The sequence below is a fragment of the Collinsella sp. AM33-4BH genome, assembly GCF_003469205.1.
In the GTDB taxonomy this organism is placed as follows: Bacteria; Actinomycetota; Coriobacteriia; order Coriobacteriales; family Coriobacteriaceae; genus Collinsella.
Genome location: NZ_QSIN01000005.1, coordinates 20,658 through 40,321, shown reverse-complemented (window position 1 = coordinate 40,321; position 19,664 = coordinate 20,658). Strand labels below are relative to the sequence as shown.

At 60.2% G+C, this 19,664-nt stretch carries 17 protein-coding genes and 3 tRNA genes; 6 read left to right on the top strand and 14 right to left on the bottom strand.

Annotated features, from left to right (window positions below):
• Nucleotides 1-92 precede the first annotated feature (92 nt).
• The 3 genes from DW821_RS05030 (at nucleotide 93) to DW821_RS05020 (ending at nucleotide 3,245) form a co-directional block, all read left to right on the top strand.
• Nucleotides 93-1,100, top strand: a complete 1,008-nt coding sequence (locus DW821_RS05030; RefSeq protein ID WP_117564023.1) for a hypothetical protein — start codon at nucleotides 93-95, stop codon at nucleotides 1,098-1,100.
• Nucleotides 1,101-1,303: 203 nt separating this feature from the next.
• Nucleotides 1,304-1,993, top strand: coding sequence for a trimeric intracellular cation channel family protein (locus DW821_RS05025; RefSeq protein WP_229057814.1), 690 nt, complete (start codon nucleotides 1,304-1,306; stop codon nucleotides 1,991-1,993).
• A gap of 106 nt (nucleotides 1,994-2,099) precedes the next feature.
• Nucleotides 2,100-3,245 (top strand): polymer-forming cytoskeletal protein, encoded by a 1,146-nt coding sequence (locus DW821_RS05020; protein WP_117640653.1) that lies wholly within the window; start codon nucleotides 2,100-2,102, stop codon nucleotides 3,243-3,245.
• 129 nt (nucleotides 3,246-3,374) lie between these two features.
• Here DW821_RS05020 and typA read toward each other — a convergent pair whose 3' ends face one another.
• From typA to DW821_RS04950, 14 genes are all read right to left on the bottom strand, one after another.
• Nucleotides 3,375-5,213: a translational GTPase TypA gene (gene typA, locus DW821_RS05015; protein WP_118065892.1), complete on the bottom strand. Its 1,839-nt coding sequence runs from the start codon at nucleotides 5,211-5,213 to the stop codon at nucleotides 3,375-3,377.
• 117 nt (nucleotides 5,214-5,330) lie between these two features.
• Entirely contained in the window at nucleotides 5,331-5,780 is a 450-nt protein-coding gene (locus DW821_RS05010; RefSeq protein ID WP_089572580.1) for a hypothetical protein, read from the bottom strand.
• Nucleotides 5,781-5,810: 30 nt separating this feature from the next.
• The gene (locus DW821_RS05005) at nucleotides 5,811-6,200 is read right to left on the bottom strand and encodes a hypothetical protein (RefSeq protein WP_118065890.1); all 390 of its coding nucleotides are present in this window, start codon (nucleotides 6,198-6,200) and stop codon (nucleotides 5,811-5,813) included.
• Complete coding sequence (locus tag DW821_RS05000) at nucleotides 6,201-6,701, bottom strand: bifunctional nuclease family protein (RefSeq protein WP_117634709.1); 501 nt, start codon at nucleotides 6,699-6,701, stop codon at nucleotides 6,201-6,203.
• 158 nt (nucleotides 6,702-6,859) lie between these two features.
• A tRNA-Ile gene (locus DW821_RS04995) sits at nucleotides 6,860-6,936 on the bottom strand.
• Between the two features lie 4 nt (nucleotides 6,937-6,940).
• Nucleotides 6,941-7,016, bottom strand: a tRNA-Ala gene (locus DW821_RS04990).
• Between the two features lie 67 nt (nucleotides 7,017-7,083).
• Nucleotides 7,084-7,160: transfer RNA gene (locus DW821_RS04985), tRNA-Ile, on the bottom strand.
• A 298-nt stretch (nucleotides 7,161-7,458) separates the two neighbouring features.
• Nucleotides 7,459-10,170 (bottom strand): DNA gyrase subunit A, encoded by a 2,712-nt coding sequence (gene gyrA / locus DW821_RS04980; protein WP_199584293.1) that lies wholly within the window; start codon nucleotides 10,168-10,170, stop codon nucleotides 7,459-7,461.
• 186 nt (nucleotides 10,171-10,356) lie between these two features.
• Nucleotides 10,357-12,387, bottom strand: a complete 2,031-nt coding sequence (gene gyrB, locus DW821_RS04975; protein WP_117769723.1) for a DNA topoisomerase (ATP-hydrolyzing) subunit B — start codon at nucleotides 12,385-12,387, stop codon at nucleotides 10,357-10,359.
• 105 nt (nucleotides 12,388-12,492) lie between these two features.
• Nucleotides 12,493-13,056: a DciA family protein gene (locus DW821_RS04970; protein ID WP_117584032.1), complete on the bottom strand. Its 564-nt coding sequence runs from the start codon at nucleotides 13,054-13,056 to the stop codon at nucleotides 12,493-12,495.
• On the bottom strand, nucleotides 13,043-14,149 hold the full coding sequence (locus tag DW821_RS04965; protein WP_117584031.1) for a DNA replication/repair protein RecF: 1,107 nt from the start codon (nucleotides 14,147-14,149) through the stop codon (nucleotides 13,043-13,045). The genes DW821_RS04970 and DW821_RS04965 overlap by 14 nt, the downstream gene beginning before the upstream one ends.
• A 9-nt stretch (nucleotides 14,150-14,158) precedes the next feature.
• The gene (dnaN, locus tag DW821_RS04960; protein ID WP_099432409.1) at nucleotides 14,159-15,262 is read right to left on the bottom strand and encodes a DNA polymerase III subunit beta; all 1,104 of its coding nucleotides are present in this window, start codon (nucleotides 15,260-15,262) and stop codon (nucleotides 14,159-14,161) included.
• A 238-nt stretch (nucleotides 15,263-15,500) separates the two neighbouring features.
• Complete coding sequence (locus tag DW821_RS04955) at nucleotides 15,501-17,225, bottom strand: DnaA ATPase domain-containing protein (RefSeq protein WP_117800667.1); 1,725 nt, start codon at nucleotides 17,223-17,225, stop codon at nucleotides 15,501-15,503.
• A gap of 15 nt (nucleotides 17,226-17,240) precedes the next feature.
• On the bottom strand, nucleotides 17,241-18,593 hold the full coding sequence (locus DW821_RS04950) for an ATP-binding protein (protein ID WP_117800666.1): 1,353 nt from the start codon (nucleotides 18,591-18,593) through the stop codon (nucleotides 17,241-17,243).
• Nucleotides 18,594-18,938: 345 nt separating this feature from the next.
• Here DW821_RS04950 and rpmH point away from each other — a divergent pair, with 345 nt between their 5' ends.
• From rpmH to yidD, 3 genes are read left to right on the top strand one after another with little or no spacing between them, the layout of a single operon-like run.
• Complete coding sequence (gene rpmH / locus DW821_RS04945; protein ID WP_019127408.1) at nucleotides 18,939-19,073, top strand: 50S ribosomal protein L34; 135 nt, start codon at nucleotides 18,939-18,941, stop codon at nucleotides 19,071-19,073.
• 20 nt (nucleotides 19,074-19,093) lie between these two features.
• Nucleotides 19,094-19,432 carry a ribonuclease P protein component gene (gene rnpA / locus DW821_RS04940; protein WP_117766363.1) on the top strand — a complete coding sequence of 113 codons (339 nt, stop codon included), beginning with the start codon at nucleotides 19,094-19,096 and terminating at the stop codon, nucleotides 19,430-19,432.
• Complete coding sequence (gene yidD / locus DW821_RS04935; RefSeq protein ID WP_117584026.1) at nucleotides 19,429-19,653, top strand: membrane protein insertion efficiency factor YidD; 225 nt, start codon at nucleotides 19,429-19,431, stop codon at nucleotides 19,651-19,653. The genes rnpA and yidD overlap by 4 nt, the downstream gene beginning before the upstream one ends.
• Nucleotides 19,654-19,664: the final 11 nt, after the last annotated feature.

Below are 19,664 nucleotides of genomic sequence, written 5' to 3'. Positions count from 1 at the left end.
GCCGTGCATGAGTCGGCTTACTCGCATTCGGTATATTTCCCCACCTCAACGGACATAAGAGTTGGGTATCGACTCAGAGCGAGAGGTCCCCAATGGATACCCCTGTTCTCATTTCGCATAAAACTGCATGGCTCGTCCATCACGCGCCGCAAGGCCGGGTTCAAGCGGTCGCGCAACACGACTACCAGATAGGCGCAAGAGGTCTCTCCACCCAGCAACGCATCGCGCGCATACGACAGGCCCTCACCGACTGCGGCATTCCGCCCGATATGTTCAAGACTATCGATATCTCCGTAGTGTTTGCTTTCGAGCGAATTCGCACCAACGGCGTCACTTGCCATGTTCTCGGCCAAAGCCTACCCTATGGCCATATTGACGAGCTTACGCCCGGCATCTTTATCACCGACGAAGCCTTCACCTTCGTGCTCGCCGCCGAGTGGATGGATAGAATCGAATACCTCGAGTATGGCTACGAAGTTTGCGGCGACTATCGCATGGGCCTTAATCCCTCTGACCCTTATACCGAGCAACCAGCAACCACCTCCAAGGACGAAATTGTCGAACTGCTCGATCAACACCCTGGCAAACCCGGTGCCACACGCGCGCGACTCGCGCTCAGACATGTCTACGACCACTCGGTCTCGCCTATGGAGGCTGCATCGGCAATCGCACTTTCACTTCCAACAAGCGAAGGCGGCGTTGGCATTCGAGGCATCGAGCTCAACCGACCGCTCGAGATCCCTCAACGTCTTTGGCATTGCACCAAAGCCCGAACACTCAAAATCGATGCCCTCATTACCTATAAGCGCAGAGAGCTCGGCATCGAATATAAGGGTGGCTTTCACGACGAGACTGGCCGTAAGGGAGCAGATGCGGAACGCGAAGCTGTGCTCGCCCAAATGGGTTATCGCATTGTCACACTCACCTCAGCGCAATTTGCCAGTCAACTCGCTTTTCACCGTGCCATGAACAATATCCGCGAAGCACTCGGTATGCCCCGCTGCACGGATGCCGAGTATCAGCGAAAGCAAAACGAACTGCGAAAGGCACTTATCCGCAACTGGAAGGGCACGAAGGACATAGAGACGCCCTCCGAGTAACGTCGCCCGCTCGGCGCGCGCCAAAACATGTACATCATCCGCCAAAAACGACATTTTTCGACATCTTTGGAGGCTGGTATACATGTTTGGAACCTATGACCGCACCCAACCCCTACCGTTTGCCGAGCAATAGGGTCTCAATCGCCGCCAACCATGTACTATGTACGGGCATTGTCCAAACCTGCAACTCAAAGGATTCCATCTTGCCCGTCGTCGCCGCTATGACCGTTACCTCACACGCCACGGATGCCATGGTCGCCATCCCGTTTTGGCTCGAAATGTTCGCCGTCGTCGCGGCTTCAATCTCGGGCGTGTTGGTCGCGCGCGAGCACAAACTCGACCTGGTGGGTGCAGTTGCGCTCGCCGTGGTCTGTGGCTTGGGCGGCGGTCTTTTACGCGACATGACGCTGCAGGTGGGCAACGTCTACATCCTCAACCAGCCAATGGCGCTGCCGCTTTCCATTGCCACGGCAGCCATCATCTATATTTTCCCGGCAATCGTCGACAAGCCCGAAAAACTCATTCCCCTGCTCGACATCATCTCGGTCGGCATCTACGCCGCCACTGGAGCAGACAAGGCGCTGGTCTACGGCTTTGCGCCGGCGGTGTGCATCATGATGGGCTTTTTCACCGCGGTGGGCGGTGGCATGTTGCGCGACGGCTTTATGGGCGTGGTTCCGGGCATTTTCCAACGTACTAACTTTTATGCCATCGCCGCCATCGCCGGATCGACAAGCTATGTGTGTCTCGTTATGAGCGGCATCATGAGCAATGTCGCCGCGCTGGTCGTATGCGTTGTCGTGACCATGGGTCTGCGCTGGCTCTCGCTGCGCTTTGACATCAAAAGCCCCACCGAAGAGGACATCGCGCGCTTTTTGCACCGCAAAAAGTAGATTGCGCGGGCTCATCCTTCGAAATACAACCGAGAGGTTCTTTTAGAGCGCCCACGCGTTGGGTACCCTGTTAGATGCATATCGAGCATCTAACGAAGGATTCACTATGCCCCGCAATCAATTCCCGTCGACCCAGCGCTGTAAAGCGTGGGGCCGCATCACCATCCTATTCGCACTCATCGCGCTGGCGATCACCGCGCTTCCCACGGCGTCGTTCGCCGGCACAGACACCGCAGGCAACGTACTTGCGACCGACAATGACGCCAATTCGTCCGGCGTCGAAGGTGACCTGTACTGGGCAGGTCAGGCCCTCAACTTGGACGATGCGTCCATCGGCCGCGACATAATTGCAGCAGGCGAGAGCCTCTCCATCCGCGACTGCACGGTGGGCGGCGCCGTCCGCTTGGCGGCGCGCACCATCGACATTGCCAAGACTACGGTTGATGGCAGCGTGACCGTTGCCGGCCAGCATGTCGTGCTCAATTCCGACAGCACCGCCAACTGTTTCTATGCGATAGGCGAGACGGTTGCCCTGCGCGGCTCTACCAAGTCGGCAGCGCTTGCGGGCGATACGGTGACTATCGATGGCACCGTCGAGGGCGATGTCGAGGTTTGGGCCGATAAGCTCATCCTGGGCAAGAACGCCCACATCACCGGCACCGTGAACGCGCACGTCTCCGAGGACCCCGAGCGCGCCGCGGGAGCCGAGGTCGGTGCGCTCAAGATCGACCGCACCGAGAACGAAGATACTTCCACCGTTAACGATGTCATCGGCGGTATCGTCGCCGCGGCGCTTTCCACCTGTTTTGTCGCCCTACTGCTCGAACTCGTCTTTCCGCGCGCAACCGCCAGCGCCGCCGGCATGCTCCACCAGCGCCCCATGCCCCTGTGGGTGAGCGGTCTTCTGGGCACGATTGCTATCGTCCCCGCCGTCCTACTGCTAATTATCTCTATCGCTGGTCTGTCGCTTGCCGGAGCCCTCATGTGCGGTGTTATTGGCATCGCGTTGGTGTCGAGCGCCTTTGCGGGGTGCGCGATCGCCCGCATGGTCGGACACAACCAGAACCGCTACGCCATGGCAGCCGCGGGCGGCGTGGCCGCGGGCGCGCTTACGGCAATCCCCCTCGTAGGCGATTTCATCAGCGGCGTGGCCTTTGTCTTCACGCTCGGCTATGTTATCCAGATCATCTGGCGCAACGCTCACCTCAAGTCGCAACAGCCGGCTAATACGCCGGAACTCCCCACCGCCTAGCCGCCAACCACCACAAAGGGGACAGGCACCTTTGTGGTGGTGCAAGCGAACCTGTCCCCCTTGCACCAAAAAGGGCGCCGACCATCGCGGTCGACGCCCTTTCTTGTTAGTCGCTATAAAGCCCAGCGCCTATTTGTTGACCTGGCCGGCGCGGACGGCAGCCTTCTTGCGGTCGGTGGCGTTGAGCAGACGCTTGCGCAGGCGGATGTTCTTGGGAGTGATCTCGACCAGCTCGTCGTCGGCGATGTACTCCAGCGCCTCTTCCAGAGAAAAGGTGCGAGGCGGCACCAGCTGCACGGAGATGTCGGAGGTCGAGGAACGCTGGTTGCCCAGGTTCTTGGTACGGGCGATGTTGACGACCATGTCGCCTGCCCTGCTGCGCTCGCCCACGATCATGCCCTCGTAGCACTCGGTACCCGGCTCAACAAACAGCTGGCCGCGCTCCTGCAGCGTACCCAGGGCGTAGGCAACGGCCTTCTCGGTGGTCATGGAGATCATGGCGCCGTTCTGACGGTTGCCGATCTCACCGGCGTAGGGACCGTACTCCAGGAAGGTGTGGTAGAACACGCCCTCGCCGTGGGTGACGTTCATGATGCGGTTCTTAAGACCCATGATGCCGCGGGTCGGGATCTTAAACTCGAGGTGCGTCACGATGCCCGAGGTATCCATGCTCGTCATGATGCCGCCGGAGGTACCGAAGACCTCAACGACCTTGCCCGAGTACTCGTCCGGGCACTCGACAACAGCCTGCTCGACGGGCTCCATCTTGTTGCCGTTCTCGTCCTTCTTAAACAGAACGCGGGGACGGCCGACCTGGAACTCAAAGCCCTCGCGACGCATGGACTCCATCAGGACGGACAGGTGCAGGATGCCGCGACCCGAGACCTCGACGCCGCTCTTGTCCTCGAGCTCCTCGATCTTCATGGTCACGTTGTTCTCGGCCTCGTTGAACAGGCGCTCCTTGAGCTGACGGGCGCCCACGATGTCGCCGTCGCGGCCGACGAGCGGGGAGGTCGAAGCCTCGAAGACGATGGACAGGGTCGGCGGGTCGATCTCGATGGGCTCGAGCTCGACGGGGTTCTCGGGGTCGGTGTAGACATCGCCGATATCGGTGCGGTCGATGCCCACGACGGCGGCGATGTCGCCGGCGCCGACTTCCTGGCACTCGGTGCGGCCCAGGTAGTCGAAGGTAAAGAGCTGCTTGACGGTAGCGATGGCGCTGGAGCCGTCGTTCTTGACAACCAGGATCTGGTCGCCCTGGTGGATGGTACCGGAGTACACGCGGCCGATGCCGATACGGCCAACGAAGTTGGAGTGGTCGATGGTCACGCACTGCATGGCCAGCGGGGCGTTCTCGTCAACCTCGGGCGCGGGCATGTCGTCGATGATCATATCGAGCAGCGGATACATGTCCATGTTGCCGTCGTTGGGATCAAGACGGGCAAAGCCATTCATGGCGCTGGCGTAGACCACGTGCTCCATGGCGAACTCAAGCTGGTCGTCGGTGGCGCCCAGGTCGGCCATAAGGTCGAGGCAGTCGTTGTAGGCCTTCTCGGGGTTAGCACCCGGACGGTCAATCTTGTTGATGACGATCATAATCTTGAGGCCGGTGTCGATAGCGTGACGCAGCACGAAGCGGGTCTGGGGCATGGGGCCCTCAAAGGCGTCGACCAGCAGCAGGGCGCCGTCGGCCATACGCAGCACGCGCTCGACCTCGCCGCCAAAGTCGGCGTGGCCCGGGGTGTCGATGACGTTGATCTTGACGTCCTTGTACTCGATAGAGATGTTCTTGGCGAGAATCGTGATGCCGCGCTCGCGCTCCTGGTCGTTAGAGTCCAGGACGCGGTCCTCGACCTGCTGGTTGGCACGGAAGGCGTCCGTGGCACGCAGGAGCTTGTCGACCATCGTCGTCTTGCCGTGGTCGACGTGGGCGATGATGGCGATGTTCCTCAGATTGTCTACGCGCATGTAGTTCCCCTATCTTCTATCCATATACAAACGGCACGCGTATGCGACCCGCCCAGCAACACAACGCTCAGCGGGAATATTGAGCCTTTTACCGAAAACTCGTTTATTTTAGCGATTTTAGATAAGAGGGGTTTCCTCACCTGCAGGTTCAGGGTCGCTCCACATAAAACCATCGCCGGCACCCATGCCCTCATACAGCACGTATGCCGAAAAACCACTCTCGAGCGTGGTTTCGAAGAAGCTCACGAGCAGAGCATCGTGATAGCCGCCATCAATCTCAACGCAGCCGGTGTAGCCGATGGCATAGCGGGCGATACGGCCCAGGCCCTCGTCCTTAAGACCCATCTTGTGCTCGGAGATAAAGTTGGTAGCCGCCTCGAGGCACGCCTCTTCGCCATCCTCATCGAGCGCCGCCAGATAACGGTTGGAAGCGGCATCCTCAATTGCCACGACCACGCCAGGGTTTTCACCGGCGGCCAGGTCGTCCAAGAACGCACCGATCAGGTCACACACCATGGCGTCGAGCTCGGCGGAGACGTTACCGGCGTCCTGCATATCCTGTGCCATCTTTAGACCTTCCCATCGAGTCTGGCGTCGTTACAGTTCTTGCGCCTCGGCGGCGATCTTGGCGGCAGCGTCGCGGGCGCGCATCATATCCATCGCGCGCTTGTCGAGCACCTTGATCTGACTGGTCAGCATTACCGCATCGACCACGCCCCAGATCACGAGGCCCGTAGAGATCGAAAACCCAAGCGCACCAACTGTACCACGAAGGCGCGAGCAGATTGCCGCGACAAGGGCGGAGATGACAACCATCTTGATAAACGAGCCGCGGCGTTCGCGAAGCGTGCGGGCCTGCGTCACATAGGCAATGCGAGCCGCCTCAGAAGCCTCCGAGCGCATCTGGGCCTCGCGGGCGATCACAGCCGCCTCGGCCGACATACCGCCGGCCATCAGCGAACACTCCGCATCCTGGCCGCCCCGCATTTAGAAATCATCGGGGGAGAGCGTATGGACGAACTCGTCGAACTTCTCGAACTCCTGCTCGTCGTCGACTTCCTCGGCGTGGGTAGAAACAGTGCCCAGGCGATTCATGATGTCGTCCTCCACAAACATGGGGGCATTGCTGCGCACGGCAAGAGCAATGGCATCACTGGGACGGGCGTCGATCTTGCACTCGTCACCATCGGCCAGTACGACGATCGTCGCGTAGAACACCGGCGGCTCGGCGCGAACGATCTCGATGCGCTCGAGCTTGGCGCCCAGGGCGCCAACAGTATCGAGCAACAGGTCATGGGTAATCGGGCGCTCGGCTCGGCCGCTATCGATGCCACGGCTGATTGCCGCAGCCTCAAACGAACCAGTCTGAATGGAAAGGGAACGCAGCGGCGCGGGCGAGTCCGATTTGCTGCTGCGCTCACGAAGCACGATAAGCGATGGCACGGGACCGGCGGCCATGACGATGGTCTCTATGTCGACACGAACCATGGAACACCTCCGGTACGTAGCGGTTAACACGCGGCAGCCCGCCGCATTGAATAGCTATACTACCCAATCTTTCGCACAGCACACAAAACCAAAATGAGATTTATCGCAGACAAGAAAAAAGCCCCGAGGCAACGCCCCAGGGCTCTTCACAGTTTTGATGGTGGACCTGACAAGATTCGAACTTGTGACCTCCCGGTTATCAGCCGGACGCTCTAACCAACTGAGCTACAGGTCCATCATGGTGGAGGTTAGGGGGATCGAACCCCTGACCTCAGGCTTGCAAAGCCCGCGCTCTCCCAGCTGAGCTAAACCCCCACGGAGACAGTAATAAACACCCCAGCGGCGACTCGGCTCTCGCTGGGGTGTTTATTGCGAAAGAAAGTGGTGGACCTGACAAGATTCGAACTTGTGACCTCCCGGTTATCAGCCGGACGCTCTAACCAACTGAGCTACAGGTCCATCGCGCAAGGGATATATTAGACGAGTCGTTACGCGCGCGTCAACAACTTTTTTGAAAATCTTTGAGGGGTGTCGGCCCGGCTGCCCGGCGGCATGCGAAGTCGCCTGCTCGGACAGTCCTGCTCGCACGGAGAGCACATTAAGTGCTCTCCGGCTCGTGCGGAACTCGCGATCGACTTCGTATGCCGCCGGGCAGCCGGGGCCGACGCGAGGTTCAAGATTGTCAAAAAAGCGGTCGGCGCGCAGTGCGCCGACCGCCGATGTAAGGGGTCTGATGATTTTTACCAGCTAGGGCCTCTTACTCGTCTAGGAGATCCTCTGGCATGTCGTTGCCGTCGCCTAGGTCGACTGGGGCCTCTTCGACGTCGGTTGCGGCCTCGGCGCCTTCGCCTTCGGGCTTCTCCTTGGCGGCTGTCATGCGGGCTACGGCGCAGATGCGGTCGTTGTCGTCGACGGTCATCATCTTGACGCCCTGGGTAGCGCGGCCAGTCTGGCTAATCTCATCGGTCTTGACGCGAATGACCGTCGCGCCCTCCGTCACGATGAACAACTCGTGCTGCGGGCCCACCGTCTTCATGGCCGCGAGGTTGCCCTTACGCTCGGTCATTTGGATGGTGTAGACGCCCTGGCCGCCGCGATTCTGCTCCGGGTAGTCCGCGACCGGCGTGCGCTTGCCGTAGCCGCGCTCGGTGATGACGAATAGATCGCCGTTGCCGTTAGTGACTTCCATGCCCAGAACGCTCACGCCGTCCTTCATACCGATACCGCGAACGCCGCTAGTATCGCGGCCGGTGGCGCGCACCTGCTCCTCGGAGAACATGATCGCCTTGCCCGCGGTGGTGGCCAGGATAATCTTGTCGCCCTCGCGCACGCGGCGCACGTTCAGCAGCGCGTCGTCGTCACGCAGGTTGATAGCGATCAGGCCGTCGCGGCGGCTGCGGTCATATGCGCTCATTACGGTCTTCTTGACCATGCCGCTCTTGGTGGCAAACATCAGGTACTCGTCGGCAGGGAACTCGCGGCAGCTGATGACGCTCGCGATCTTCTCGCCCTCCTCGAAGGGCAGCAGGTTGACGATTGCGGTACCGCGCGCCTGGCGCGTACCCACCGGCAGCTCGTGCACCTTCAGGCGATAGACCTTACCCTTGCTCGAGAAGAACAGCACGTACTCGTGCGTGGACGCGATGAACATCTCGTCGATGACGTCGTCCTCTTTGAGGTTGACGCCCGACACGCCCTTGCCGCCGCGCTTCTGGGCGCGGTAGGCGGCCACCGGGATGCGCTTGACATAGCCGGTGTGGGTGATGGTCACGACCATGTCCTCATCGGCAATGAGGTCCTCGACGTCCAGGTCCTTCTCGACATGGCTGATCTCGGTGCGGCGCTTATCGCCGAACTTCTTGGAGATCTCGCGCATCTCTTCCTTAATGACGCCCAGGATCTTCTCCTCGTGCGCCAGCAGGTCCTCGTAGTAGGCGATGGCGCGGCGCAAGCCGTCCAGCTCTTCCTGAATCTTGTCGCGCTCCAGGCCGGTCAGGCGGCGCAGCTTCATCTCGAGGATGGCCGTGGTCTGCTCGGGCGTAAAGCCAAAGCGCTCGATCAGGCGGCTGCTGGCCTCGGAATCAGTCTGCGAGGAGCGGATGATGCTGATGACCTCGTCGATATGGTCAAGGGCCATCAGGTAGCCCTCAAGGATATGCGCGCGGGCCTGGGCCTTCTTAAGGTCGAAGCGGGTGCGGCGGGTGACGACGTCGACCTGGTGGTCGATGTAGTGCTGCAGCATCTCGCGCAGGCTCAGGCATTTGGGAACGCCGTTGACAAGCGCCAGGTTGTTGGCGCCAAAGGTCGCCTGCAGCGAGGTGTACTTGTACAGGTTGTTGAGCACGACCTGCGGGATGACGCCCTTCTTGAGTTCGATGACCAGACGGATACCCTTCTGGTTGGACTCATCGCGCATGTCCGAGATGCCCTCGATGCGCTTGTCGTTGACGAGCTGGGCGATCTTCTCCTGCAGGGTGCCCTTGTTGACCATGTAGGGAATCTCGGTAAAGACCAGGCGGTTGCGGCCGGTCTTGGTGGATTCCACGTGGGCCTTGGCGCGCACGGTAATGGAGCCGCGGCCGGTCTCGTAGCTCTGCTTAATGCCGGCGCTGCCCATGATGATGGCGCCGGTGGGGAAGTCCGGACCGGGCATGATCTGCATGAGCTCGTCGACAGTGGCGTCGGGATTATCGATCAGGTAGCAGGTTGCCTCGATCGCCTCGGTGAGGTTATGCGGGGCGATATTGGTGGCCATGCCGACGGCGATGCCCTGGCTGCCGTTGACCAGCAGGTTGGGGAAGCGCGCAGGCAGCGCCTGAGGCTCGGCGAGCGATTCGTCGTAGTTGGGCTGCCAGTCGACGGTATCCTTCTGCAGGTCACGCAGCAGCTCCATGGCGGGCTTTGCCAGGCGGCTCTCGGTGTAACGCATGGCAGCGGCGCCGTCGCCGTCGATGTTGCCGAAGTTGCCGTGGCCGTCGATGAGCGGCGTGCGCATGGAGAACCACTGCGCCAGGCGAACCATTGCCTCGTAGACCGCGGAGTCACCATGCGGATGGTACTTGCCGATAACTTCGCCGACCGTCCAGGCCGACTTCTTGTGCGGACGGTTGGGGTAGATGCCGCTCTCGTTCATCGCGTACAGAATGCGGCGGTGAACCGGCTTTAGGCCGTCGCGCACGTCCGGCAGGGCGCGCGCCGTGATGACCGACATCGAATACTCGATGAACGACTGTTTCATCTCACGGCCGAACTCCGAAATCTGGAGCTGGCCGCCATTGATATCCTCGCCGGCCGAGGCGCCACGGTCGACTTCGCCAAAGCTCTCCTCGAGCTCGCCGTCGTCGTCTTCTTCCTCATCATCATCGGCATCGGGGTTATAAGCGTCCGGATCGCCGTCCTCGCCCTGCTCAGCACGGGCAAGCAGGCGCTTCAGATCGTCGGGCATGCCGGCATCGCCGGCCTCGCCCATACCCTCGTTATTGTTGATATCGTCTGCCACGTTACCTCCTCATGGTTTGCGTGGTCCATTAATCATCCTGCCACGGAGACGGCTTTTCCAGGTGCCGCAGATTCGCTCGAAAGAGGAGGGAAGCGTACTTGGGTACGCGACCGACGATTGAGGGCGAAGGTGCGGTGGCTGGGAAAGCCGAACAGGTTAGGCGTCTAAGAAGCGCGCGTCGTGCGCGTGTTTTTCGATGTACTCGCGGCGATAGCCGACCTCGGAACCCATCAGCTCGCGCACGGCGCGGTCTGCCACCACGGCATCCTCGATCGACACGCGCTGCAGGATGCGGGTCTTGGGATCCATCGTCGTCGAGGCGAGCTGCTTGGGGTCCATCTCGCCCAGGCCCTTGTAGCGCTGGACGGTATAGCCCTTCCGCTTCTTGGTGATCTTGCCGTCCTTGGCCTTGCCGTCCTCGTCGTTGTCGTCGGGGTTCAGGCCCAGACTCTGGATGGTGTCGCGCAGGATCTCGTCTTCGGGCTGGCGGCCGTTGGGATACACGTAGTGGATCTTGTTGCGCACCTTAATGCCAAAGATGGGCGGGCAGGCAACATAGACGTAGCCGGCATCGATCAGCGGACGCATGTACTTGTAGAAGAACGTCAGCAGCAGGATGCGGATATGCGCACCGTCGACGTCTGCATCGGTCATGATGATGATCTTGTGGTAGCGCGCCTTGGTGATATCGAAGTCGCCGCCGTCGCCGGCACTCGTCGTGACGCCGCAGCCGATCGCGGTAATCAGCGACTGGATGGTGTCACTCGAGAACGCGCGATGGTCACCAACGCGTTCGACGTTCAGAATCTTGCCGCGCAGGGGCAGAATCGCCTGGATGTCTCGGCGACGGCCGTCCTTGGCCGAACCGCCTGCCGAGTCGCCCTCTACGATGAAGAGCTCGGTCAGCTCGGCATCGCGCACCGAGCAGTCAGCGAGCTTACCGGGCAGGGACGCCGTCTCGAGCAGGCTCTTGCGGCGGGTCGCCTCGCGCGCCTTGCGGGCGGCGTTGCGCGCCTTGCAGGCCTGTTGCGCCTTCTTGACGATCTCGCGGGCGGGCTTGGGATGCTCCTCCAAGTAATCGGCGAGGCCGTCGGTCACGATCTTGAGCGTGAGCGCGCGCATATAGGAGCTACCGAGCTTGGCCTTGGTCTGCCCCTCAAACTGCGGATCGGGCAGCTTGACCGAGATAACGGCCGAAAGGCCCTCGCGCACATCGTCGCCGGTCAGGTTGGCGTCTTTTTCCTTGAGCAGGTTCTGTTTGCGCGCGTAGTCGTTGATCACGCGGGTGAGCGCGGTGCGGAAGCCCTCAAGGTGCATGCCGCCCTCGGGAGTGTAGATGTCGTTGGCAAACGACATGACGTTCTCGCCGTAGCCGCTATTCCACTGCAGGGAAACCTCGACCTCGCCCATCTTGGCCACGGGAGCGTCCGGGTCCGATTTGCCCTCGATGTAGATGGGCTCCTTAAAGGCCTCGGGGACGTCCTTGCCCTCGTTGAGGAACTTGACGAAGTCGATGATGCCGCCCTCGTAGCAAAACTCCTCCACGTGGGGAGTCGCCTCGCGCTCGTCGGTCAGCACGATCTTGAGGTTCTTATTGAGGAACGCCGTCTCCTGCAGACGGTTGTGCAGCGTATCGAAATCGTAGATGCAGGTCTCGAAGATCTCGTCGTCGGGCCAGAAGGTGACGGTGGTACCCGTCGAATCCGAGGTGCCCACGACCTCCATCTTCTTGACGGTCTTGCCGCGCGAGAACTCCATCTCGTAGGTGTTGCCATCGCGACGAACCTGAACGACCACGCGCTTGGACAGTGCGTTGACGACGGAGATGCCTACGCCGTGCAGGCCGCCCGAGACCTTATAGGCCGAGTTATCGAACTTACCGCCGGCGTGCAAGATCGTCATAACGACCTCGAGCGTCGGGATCTTTTTAACAGGGTGCTCGTCGACGGGGATGCCGCGCCCGTTGTCGACGACCGTGATGGAGTTGTCGGCGTGGACCGTCACCTGGATCTCGGTGCAGAAACCGGCCATGGCCTCGTCGACGGAGTTGTCAACGATCTCCCACACCAGGTGATGCAGACCGCTGGCGCTCGTCGAGCCGATATACATGCCCGGGCGCTTACGAACGGCCTCGAGACCTTCGAGAATCTTAATCTCGCCGCCATCGTAATCGTTTTCGTTTGCCACACGTCCTCCTTCAGTCAAGAAAATGTGTACAGCCTTACTAGTTTATCGTAAAAAAATACCCTCGGGACCGAGGGTATTTGGCTCTACAAGGCCACCAGATGCGATTTAAGGCTCTTTTTTGCTTTGCACGCCCTTGGCCCACTCGGCACTGGCTCTCATGGCATTCTCGAGGGCCTCGCGCAGTTTTTGGTCTTCGATGGGCGCCACCTGGCGCTCGATCTCGGTGCACTCGGCCTCACTTAGGTCGGCGTGCGGGGCCGGCGGGCGCTCGGTCGTCGCCGGGCGCAGGCGCTCCTTGGCGGCGGGCGGCGTGTGACCGGGCGCGGTGGTTTTGAACACCAGGCCGTCCACATGCGCACCGGCGCGCTCCATGCGCGCGCGGATGATCTCGCGCAACAGCGTCATTTCCTGCGTCCACGAGGGCGAGTCGAGATACACCAGCAGCTCATTGGACTCGGGCAGGTAGCGCAGTCCCGTCACATGCCGCCCCTCGCGCGTGCCCGAGCACACCGCGTTCCATGCGCGATAGACCGTGCGCGACTCCTCGGCGGCCTCCATCTGCGCACGGCGCTTAGGCGTTGCAGCCGCCAGGATGCGCTGGCGCTCTGCGTTCAAAAACCCGCTGAAGGCGACTGTCTCGCTCTCGCGCTCGTAATTAGCACGTCTCACCCATGCTCACCACCTTGGCTCGATCAAGCAGGTCATCGGTAAAGTACCCCAGGTTGGTCGTGGTTATGACCGTCTGGATATCATCGCCGATCAGCCGCAGGAAAGCGCCGCGACGCTCGCCGTCGAGCTCGCTCATCACGTCGTCCAAAAGCAGCAGTGGGGCGGTGCCCAGGACATCGCGAGCCACGGCAACCTCGGCCACCTTCCAGGACAGCACCAGCGTGCGCTGCTGTCCTTGGCTGGCAAATGAACGGGCGGAGCGACCCGCCACGGTAAACTCAATCTCGTCGCGATGCGGTCCCACCAACGTCACGCCGCGGCGAATTTCCTCGTCGGCATGCTCGTCAAGGGCGGCCAGCATGCGCTCGTACGCCCAACCCTTCAGCTCTTCGCGATCCTCGACCTGGGGCAAAGCCCCCAGCGTGGACGCATAGGTCACGTTGGCGGCCTCACCTGACGCTACTTGCCCGTAGGCAGTGTGCACATGGCCCGCCAGCCGGTCGAGCAGGGCCAACCGGTGCACGAGCAGGGCCGAGCCCGCGCGGGCAATCGAATCGTTCCACGCGCCGAGCATCTCGCGGCAGCACCAGGTCTCCTTGAGCAAGGCGTTACGCTGGGTCACGCAGCGCCCATAGGTGCTCGCAAGATCGGCATAGCGTGCGCTCAGTTGCATGCCAAAGTCATCGAGGGCGGCGCGGCGCACACTGGCGCCACGCTTAACCATGTCCAGATGGTCGGGGCAAAACAGCACGCTCGGAAGAACCCCGCGCACACCGGCGGCAGAGCATCTCTTGCCGTTGCGGCTAAACGAGCGCTTACCGTCCTCCGCGCTCAATCCCATATCAAGCACGCGGCCGTCGCCCTCGAGCCTCAGCTCGATCTTGCACGAGCCCACGCCGTCATGGACGAGCTCGGCTGCGGTCGGATGCCTAAACGAGGCGCCGCTCGTCAGCAGCTGCAGCGCCTCTATGAGATTGGTCTTTCCCGCCGCGTTGGGTCCCGCAAGTATCGTCACGCCCTCGTCCAGGGCAAGGTGATAGCTATCGAAGCTGCGGTAGTGCGCGACGGAAAGATCGCGGGCGAACATGGTCATGGCGCAGCGCTAGATGCGGACCGGCATGACCAGGTACAGGTAGTTGATCTTGTCGTAGGACTTAAAGATGCCCGCCTGCGAGTAGCTCTTGAGCTCCAGCGTGATCTCCTTCTCCTTGGACAGGGCATTGAGGCAGCCGAAGATGTAGTGGTAGTTGAAGGCGATGGTACCCGACTCGCCCTCGGCCTCGACATCGATCGTCTCCTGCGCAAGGTCCTGGTCATTGGAAATGGAGGACAGGCCCATCTGCCCGTTCTCGACATCGATCTCGAACTTGACGGCGGGGTTGGCGCTCGCGATAACGGCCACGCGCTTGAGGGCGGCGTTAAAGGCGGCGACGTCGATCTTGACGCTCGTCACGCACGAATCGGGGATGAGCTGCTTGTAGTTGGGGTACACGCCCTCGATGCGACGCGACACGTAGGTGGTGTTGCCGGCCTCGAAGACGACCTGGGTGTCGGTAGCCCCGATCATGATGGTCGCTTGGCTGGCCATGATGTTCAGCGCGTCGTTAAAGGCGTCAGCCGGAACGTTGAGCTCAAAGGAGCCCTCGAGGGTCGAGGTCTCGACCTGCGTATCGCACACGGCCAAGCGGAAGGAATCGGTCGCTACCAGGCGTACGGTGTTGTTCTCGACCTTCATGTGCACGCCGCCCAGGATGGGGCGAGCCTTGTCGGTCGAGGTGACGCGCCACACGCGGCCGACCATTTCGGACAAGACATCGGTCGGCAGCTCCACGGCACTCTCGATGGCATAGGCCGGAAACTCGGGGAAGTCATTGGCATCGAGCGTGTTCAGGCGGAAAGAGCTCTTCTCGCAACCAATCAGCACCTGGCGCTCGGACAGCTCAAAGGTAACCGGGGCATCGGGGAGGGTCTTGGTGATATTGGAGAGCATCTTACAGGGAATAACCATCTCGCCCTCTTCTTCGACATGCGCCGCGATGCGATGACGGATCGAGATGGTGTAGTTAGAGGTCTGGAATTCCAAGATGCCGTCTTGGGCCTTAACGAGCACGCCCGACAGGATGGGGAGGGTGGATGCCGAAGCGACACCCTTCATAACGACGCCGATGGCTTGTGTAAGCGAGCTCTGGCTGACGGTGAACTTCATCTTTTAATACCTTTCTATAGATATAAATATCTTAATAATAGTAATAGCACTGACGAAACTGTTGATTACTCCCAAAGACGCAGGTCAGACCCAGAAAGAGAATCGACAGCAACCTGTGTGCAACAGGGGTGGTTTTCCACGTTCAAAACCTGCGCAAAACTTTTCATCACCGCGGGTTGGGTTTTAGACACCTTATGCCCGTGGTTTCGACAAGTTTTCAACAGGTGTCTCTATTTCCCTACGAGCGCAGTGTAATTTTATCGCGCAGCGACTTGAGGTCTTCGGTGACGGTGCGGTCTTCCTGGATCATCTTCTGGACCTTTTTGTAGCTCGTGCTGACGGTCGAGTGGTTGCGGTTGCCAAATTCGGCGCCCACCGCCGTGGTCGTCATCTCGCACATCTCGATGGCCAGATAGATGGCAATATGGCGTGCTTTGGCGATATTGGCGTTGCGACGCGGGCCGATGAGCTCCTCGTGCGTCACGCCGTACTGCTCTTCGATGACGGACTGAACCGTCTGGACGTTGATCTTTTTGGCCGATGTGTCGAAGTACTGGCTGGCGATGGCGTCGATATCGTCAAAGGTGAGCTCCCCGCCCTCGCGCTCGCGGTCGCCCGCCTCGCCGGCGCAGCGCTCGCAAAAGCTCTCGAGTTCGCGGATGTTGGTGCCCGAGACCTCGGCCATGTGTTTAAAGTGGTCGTCGGTCAGGTGCCCGCTGTCGCCCCCATAGGCCGCCAGCAGCGAGTCGTCGCCTGCCTCGGGAGCGGCGACGATGGTGTTCTCGTAATAGCGCTGCAAGATCTTGTATTTCATCTCGTAGCTGGGCTCTGCGACCAGGCAGAGCATGCCGGCGTTGAAGCGGCTGGTCAGACGCTCGTCCATGCTCAGGTCCTTGGGGGCGCGGTCTGCCGCGATGACGACCTTCTTGTTGTTGCGGATGAACTCGTCCATGAGCTGGAAAAAGTAGTCCACGCTCGCGCGCTTGCCGATGATGTTTTGGATGTCATCGATGATGAGCACGTCCACGCCGTGGTATGCCTGCATGATAGGGGCGTTGCTCTTCTTTTGGCGGTCGAACTCGGTCATCAGGTCGTCCAGATATGCCTGGGAGTTGGCATACTTGACCTTGATCTCGGGCGACTTCTCGGCGAGCTCGTTTTTGATGGCAAGCAGCAGGTGCGTCTTGCCCAGGCCCGATTTGCCGTAGATGAACAGTGATGTGCACGTGCCACGCTCGTCCGCGAGGGCGGCAAACTTGAGTGCCGAGCGATAGGCATGGCTGTTCTCGGGGCCGTAGACAAAGTTCTCAAAGGTAAATTTTGAGTTCGCGGCGAGCGGGGCTCCATCCGCATTCTGCTCGGCCGGTACGGTCGGTGCCGGCATGGGTGAAGCGGGGGTCGCAGCTTGCGTGGACTTAGTCGGCGCTCCGCCCTTCATCTGGTTCATCATGCGACGAAAATCATCGGCCGAGAGCGTGTTCTTGATTGCAATGCCCGAATCCGCGCCCGCCGCTGCGTCGTGAGCGATAGGCATGTGCGTGACGGGTGCGTTCGTTGACGTCGCCGCCGCGGTCGGCAACGGTGCCATGGTTTCACGGGAAACATCGCCGTGCTGGTGCTCGATTGTCGGCACGTCGCCTGCGGAGGCCGGCACCGCCGGGGAGGCAGCGGGAGCCGCGGCGGGCGCCGTCGCAGCAGCGGATTCCGCCACGGCTCCTTGCGGTGCCACGATGTCGAGCGCAATCGGTGCAAAGGCGATTTCTTCCAGATAGGCCTCAATAGTCGGCTGATGCTTTTTGAGCTGCGCGATGGCAAAGCGCGAGGGGGCCTCGATCGTGAGCGTATCTTCGGTCAGGCTTATGGCGCGCGATTGCCCCAGCATGTTGATGAGGCGTGCATCTTGGCCGTCGCGCTGGCAAAAGGCGATGGCATCCCCCAGGATGATGCTTGCTTCCTCGTCCACTGTCTCTCCCGTTCTTTAGCTCTGAGCTCGCACGCGAGCGGCGCCGAGTTCGGTCAGATGGTATTTCTGGCCATGCTTGATGACCAAGCCGGCCTGCGCCAAGTCATTGAGCGTGCGTGACCAAGTGGGGGCCGAGTTTCCAAACGCCCTCGCCAGATCGGTAGCACCGCACGCTTGATTTTGCGCCAGATAGCCCAGCGCGGCGTTGCCGCGATCGCTTACGAACACGTCCGGTTGTGGCTGCGCATACTGATTTGCTGCATTAGGATACATCATTTGAGCTGCTGGTTGTTGAGAACTCTGCATCGGCGGCATTTGCTGTTGAAAACTTTGAGGCCACTGTTGGTAAGGCTGCGGAGTCATCTGCTGGGCCCAGGGGTTGTACTGCTGCTGCGGCATCTGCTGGTACGGCTGCTGATATCCCTGCTGGTACTGCTGCGGGAACTGCTGGCTATACCCCAGTGGTGGCATCTGCTGATATGGATATCCCTGTTGGTACGGCTGATAGCCCATTTGCTGGCCACCCGGTGCCCCCGTCGCCTGCTGCATTGCGGCTGTGTCCTGAGCCGCCAGTGGCATGGCTTCTTGCATGCTTGGCGGCATCGACATCGATGCCGCCTGGGGCTCTTGTGTAGGAAGCATTCCGGGCTGCTGCATCTGCCCCACGGGGGGCTGCATCTGCTGCGTTGCCATGGGCTGCTGCGCAAAAGCTCTCGGCAGGGGATATGTGGGCTGCTCCGTCTCGGGCCGCACGGCAGCACCGCGTCCGCCGGCACGCTCGATTTCCTGCACGCGTTTAGGGTTCAGGCTTACCGTAACCACGGTTCCGTTGCCCATGTTGTCCTCGATGGATACGGCACCGCCGGCGTTTTCCAAATACTCCTGCACCATGGGAAACCCTGCTCCGGTTCCACGGATATAGCGCTTCATCTTGCTGTTTGCGCTGGTAACGCCAAAGTCGAAAGCGCGTTCCTTGTCGTCGATGCCGGGTCCTTGATCGGCAAAGCGGATGGTGTCTCCGCCGTCCAGAATCGAGATGATGGGCTCGGCAAAGTGTGCGTGGATAAAGTTTTCGACAATCTCGCGGATGACCATGAGCGAGATATGGCCACCTTGCTCTTTCATACACTGGTAGACGGTGTTGGTCGTCTCTTCCAAATACGTGCGGACATCTTGCGGCTCAATGACGATCACACGCGGTGTCGACAGCATGTCGTCATAGACGGCGATTCGTGCGGCGTACATGGCTTTTGGCGCCTGCGTGGTCGTCTGCTCGCCTTCCTCACGCTCTTCGCGCACGCCGGTGATGTGCTCGTTGTCGGGTGCCGGGTCTCCGGAATCGACCATGGTGTAAAAGTCGTCAGACATGCCGCTCGCAATCTTTCAAAAGGTTTTGAACAAATAGTAGCTCACTGTGCAATGTTTCTCATCTTTCGACAACTTTTCAAAACCTGTTGAAAACTTTGGAAAACGGGCGAAAAGTTCTCAACATTGCCAACATGACCTGTTGAAAACTGGATGAAATATCGTGAAAAGTTGCCATGTACCGCTAAATCGAGCTTGGCTTATGGGGGAACCGTGTGAACTGCGCAACCTTTTACCTTTGATTTCTTGACATTTGAACATTGATTTCCCTACAATCTTCAAGCTCACGTGTCTATATCTGCGTCCGCGCCCCCGCGGACACTCGAAATGCAGCAGGAGGAACTTAAGATGAAGCGTACGTATCAGCCTAATAAGCGTAAGCGTGCCAAGACCCATGGCTTCCGTGCCCGTATGGCCACTAAGGGTGGTCGTGCCGTGCTCGCCCGTCGTCGCGCCAAGGGCCGCAAGCGTCTCACTGTCTAGCAGCGATACACACATCTCGCATGAAGACTATTAAGTCTCGGCAAGATTTCGAGCATGTGTTCAGTCAGGGGCGTCGTTTCAATCACCCTCTGATTCGAATGACCATATGTGAATCGGTTGGCGAAGGCGACTCCGGAAGGGTCGCCTTCGTTGGTGCTAAACGGCTCGGTTGTGCTGTCGTGCGCAACCGTTCTAAGCGTGTGATGCGCGAGGCCGCCCGCAGCTGCGGATTTCCCGTTGCGGGTTATGACATCATCTTGTTCGCAACTCCCAAGACGAGGGATTCCTCGCCGCAGGAGATGGACAAGGCATTGCGTTCGCTTATGAAACGCGCCGGCGTTGCCGGGGAGGAGCGATGAGCAACCACGTTTTGCGACGTGTTGCCATCGCTCCTATTCGCATATATCAACAGGTTATTTCGCCCTTATTGCCTGACGCCTGCATTTATTACCCAACGTGCTCGCAATACGCCATCCAGGCGATTGAGAAGTACGGTGTTTTGAGAGGCTGCTGGCTTGCCGTGAGGCGCATCGCTCGCTGCAATCCCCTGCACGTCGGCGGTTATGACCCTGTGCCCTAGCGGGCACTCGC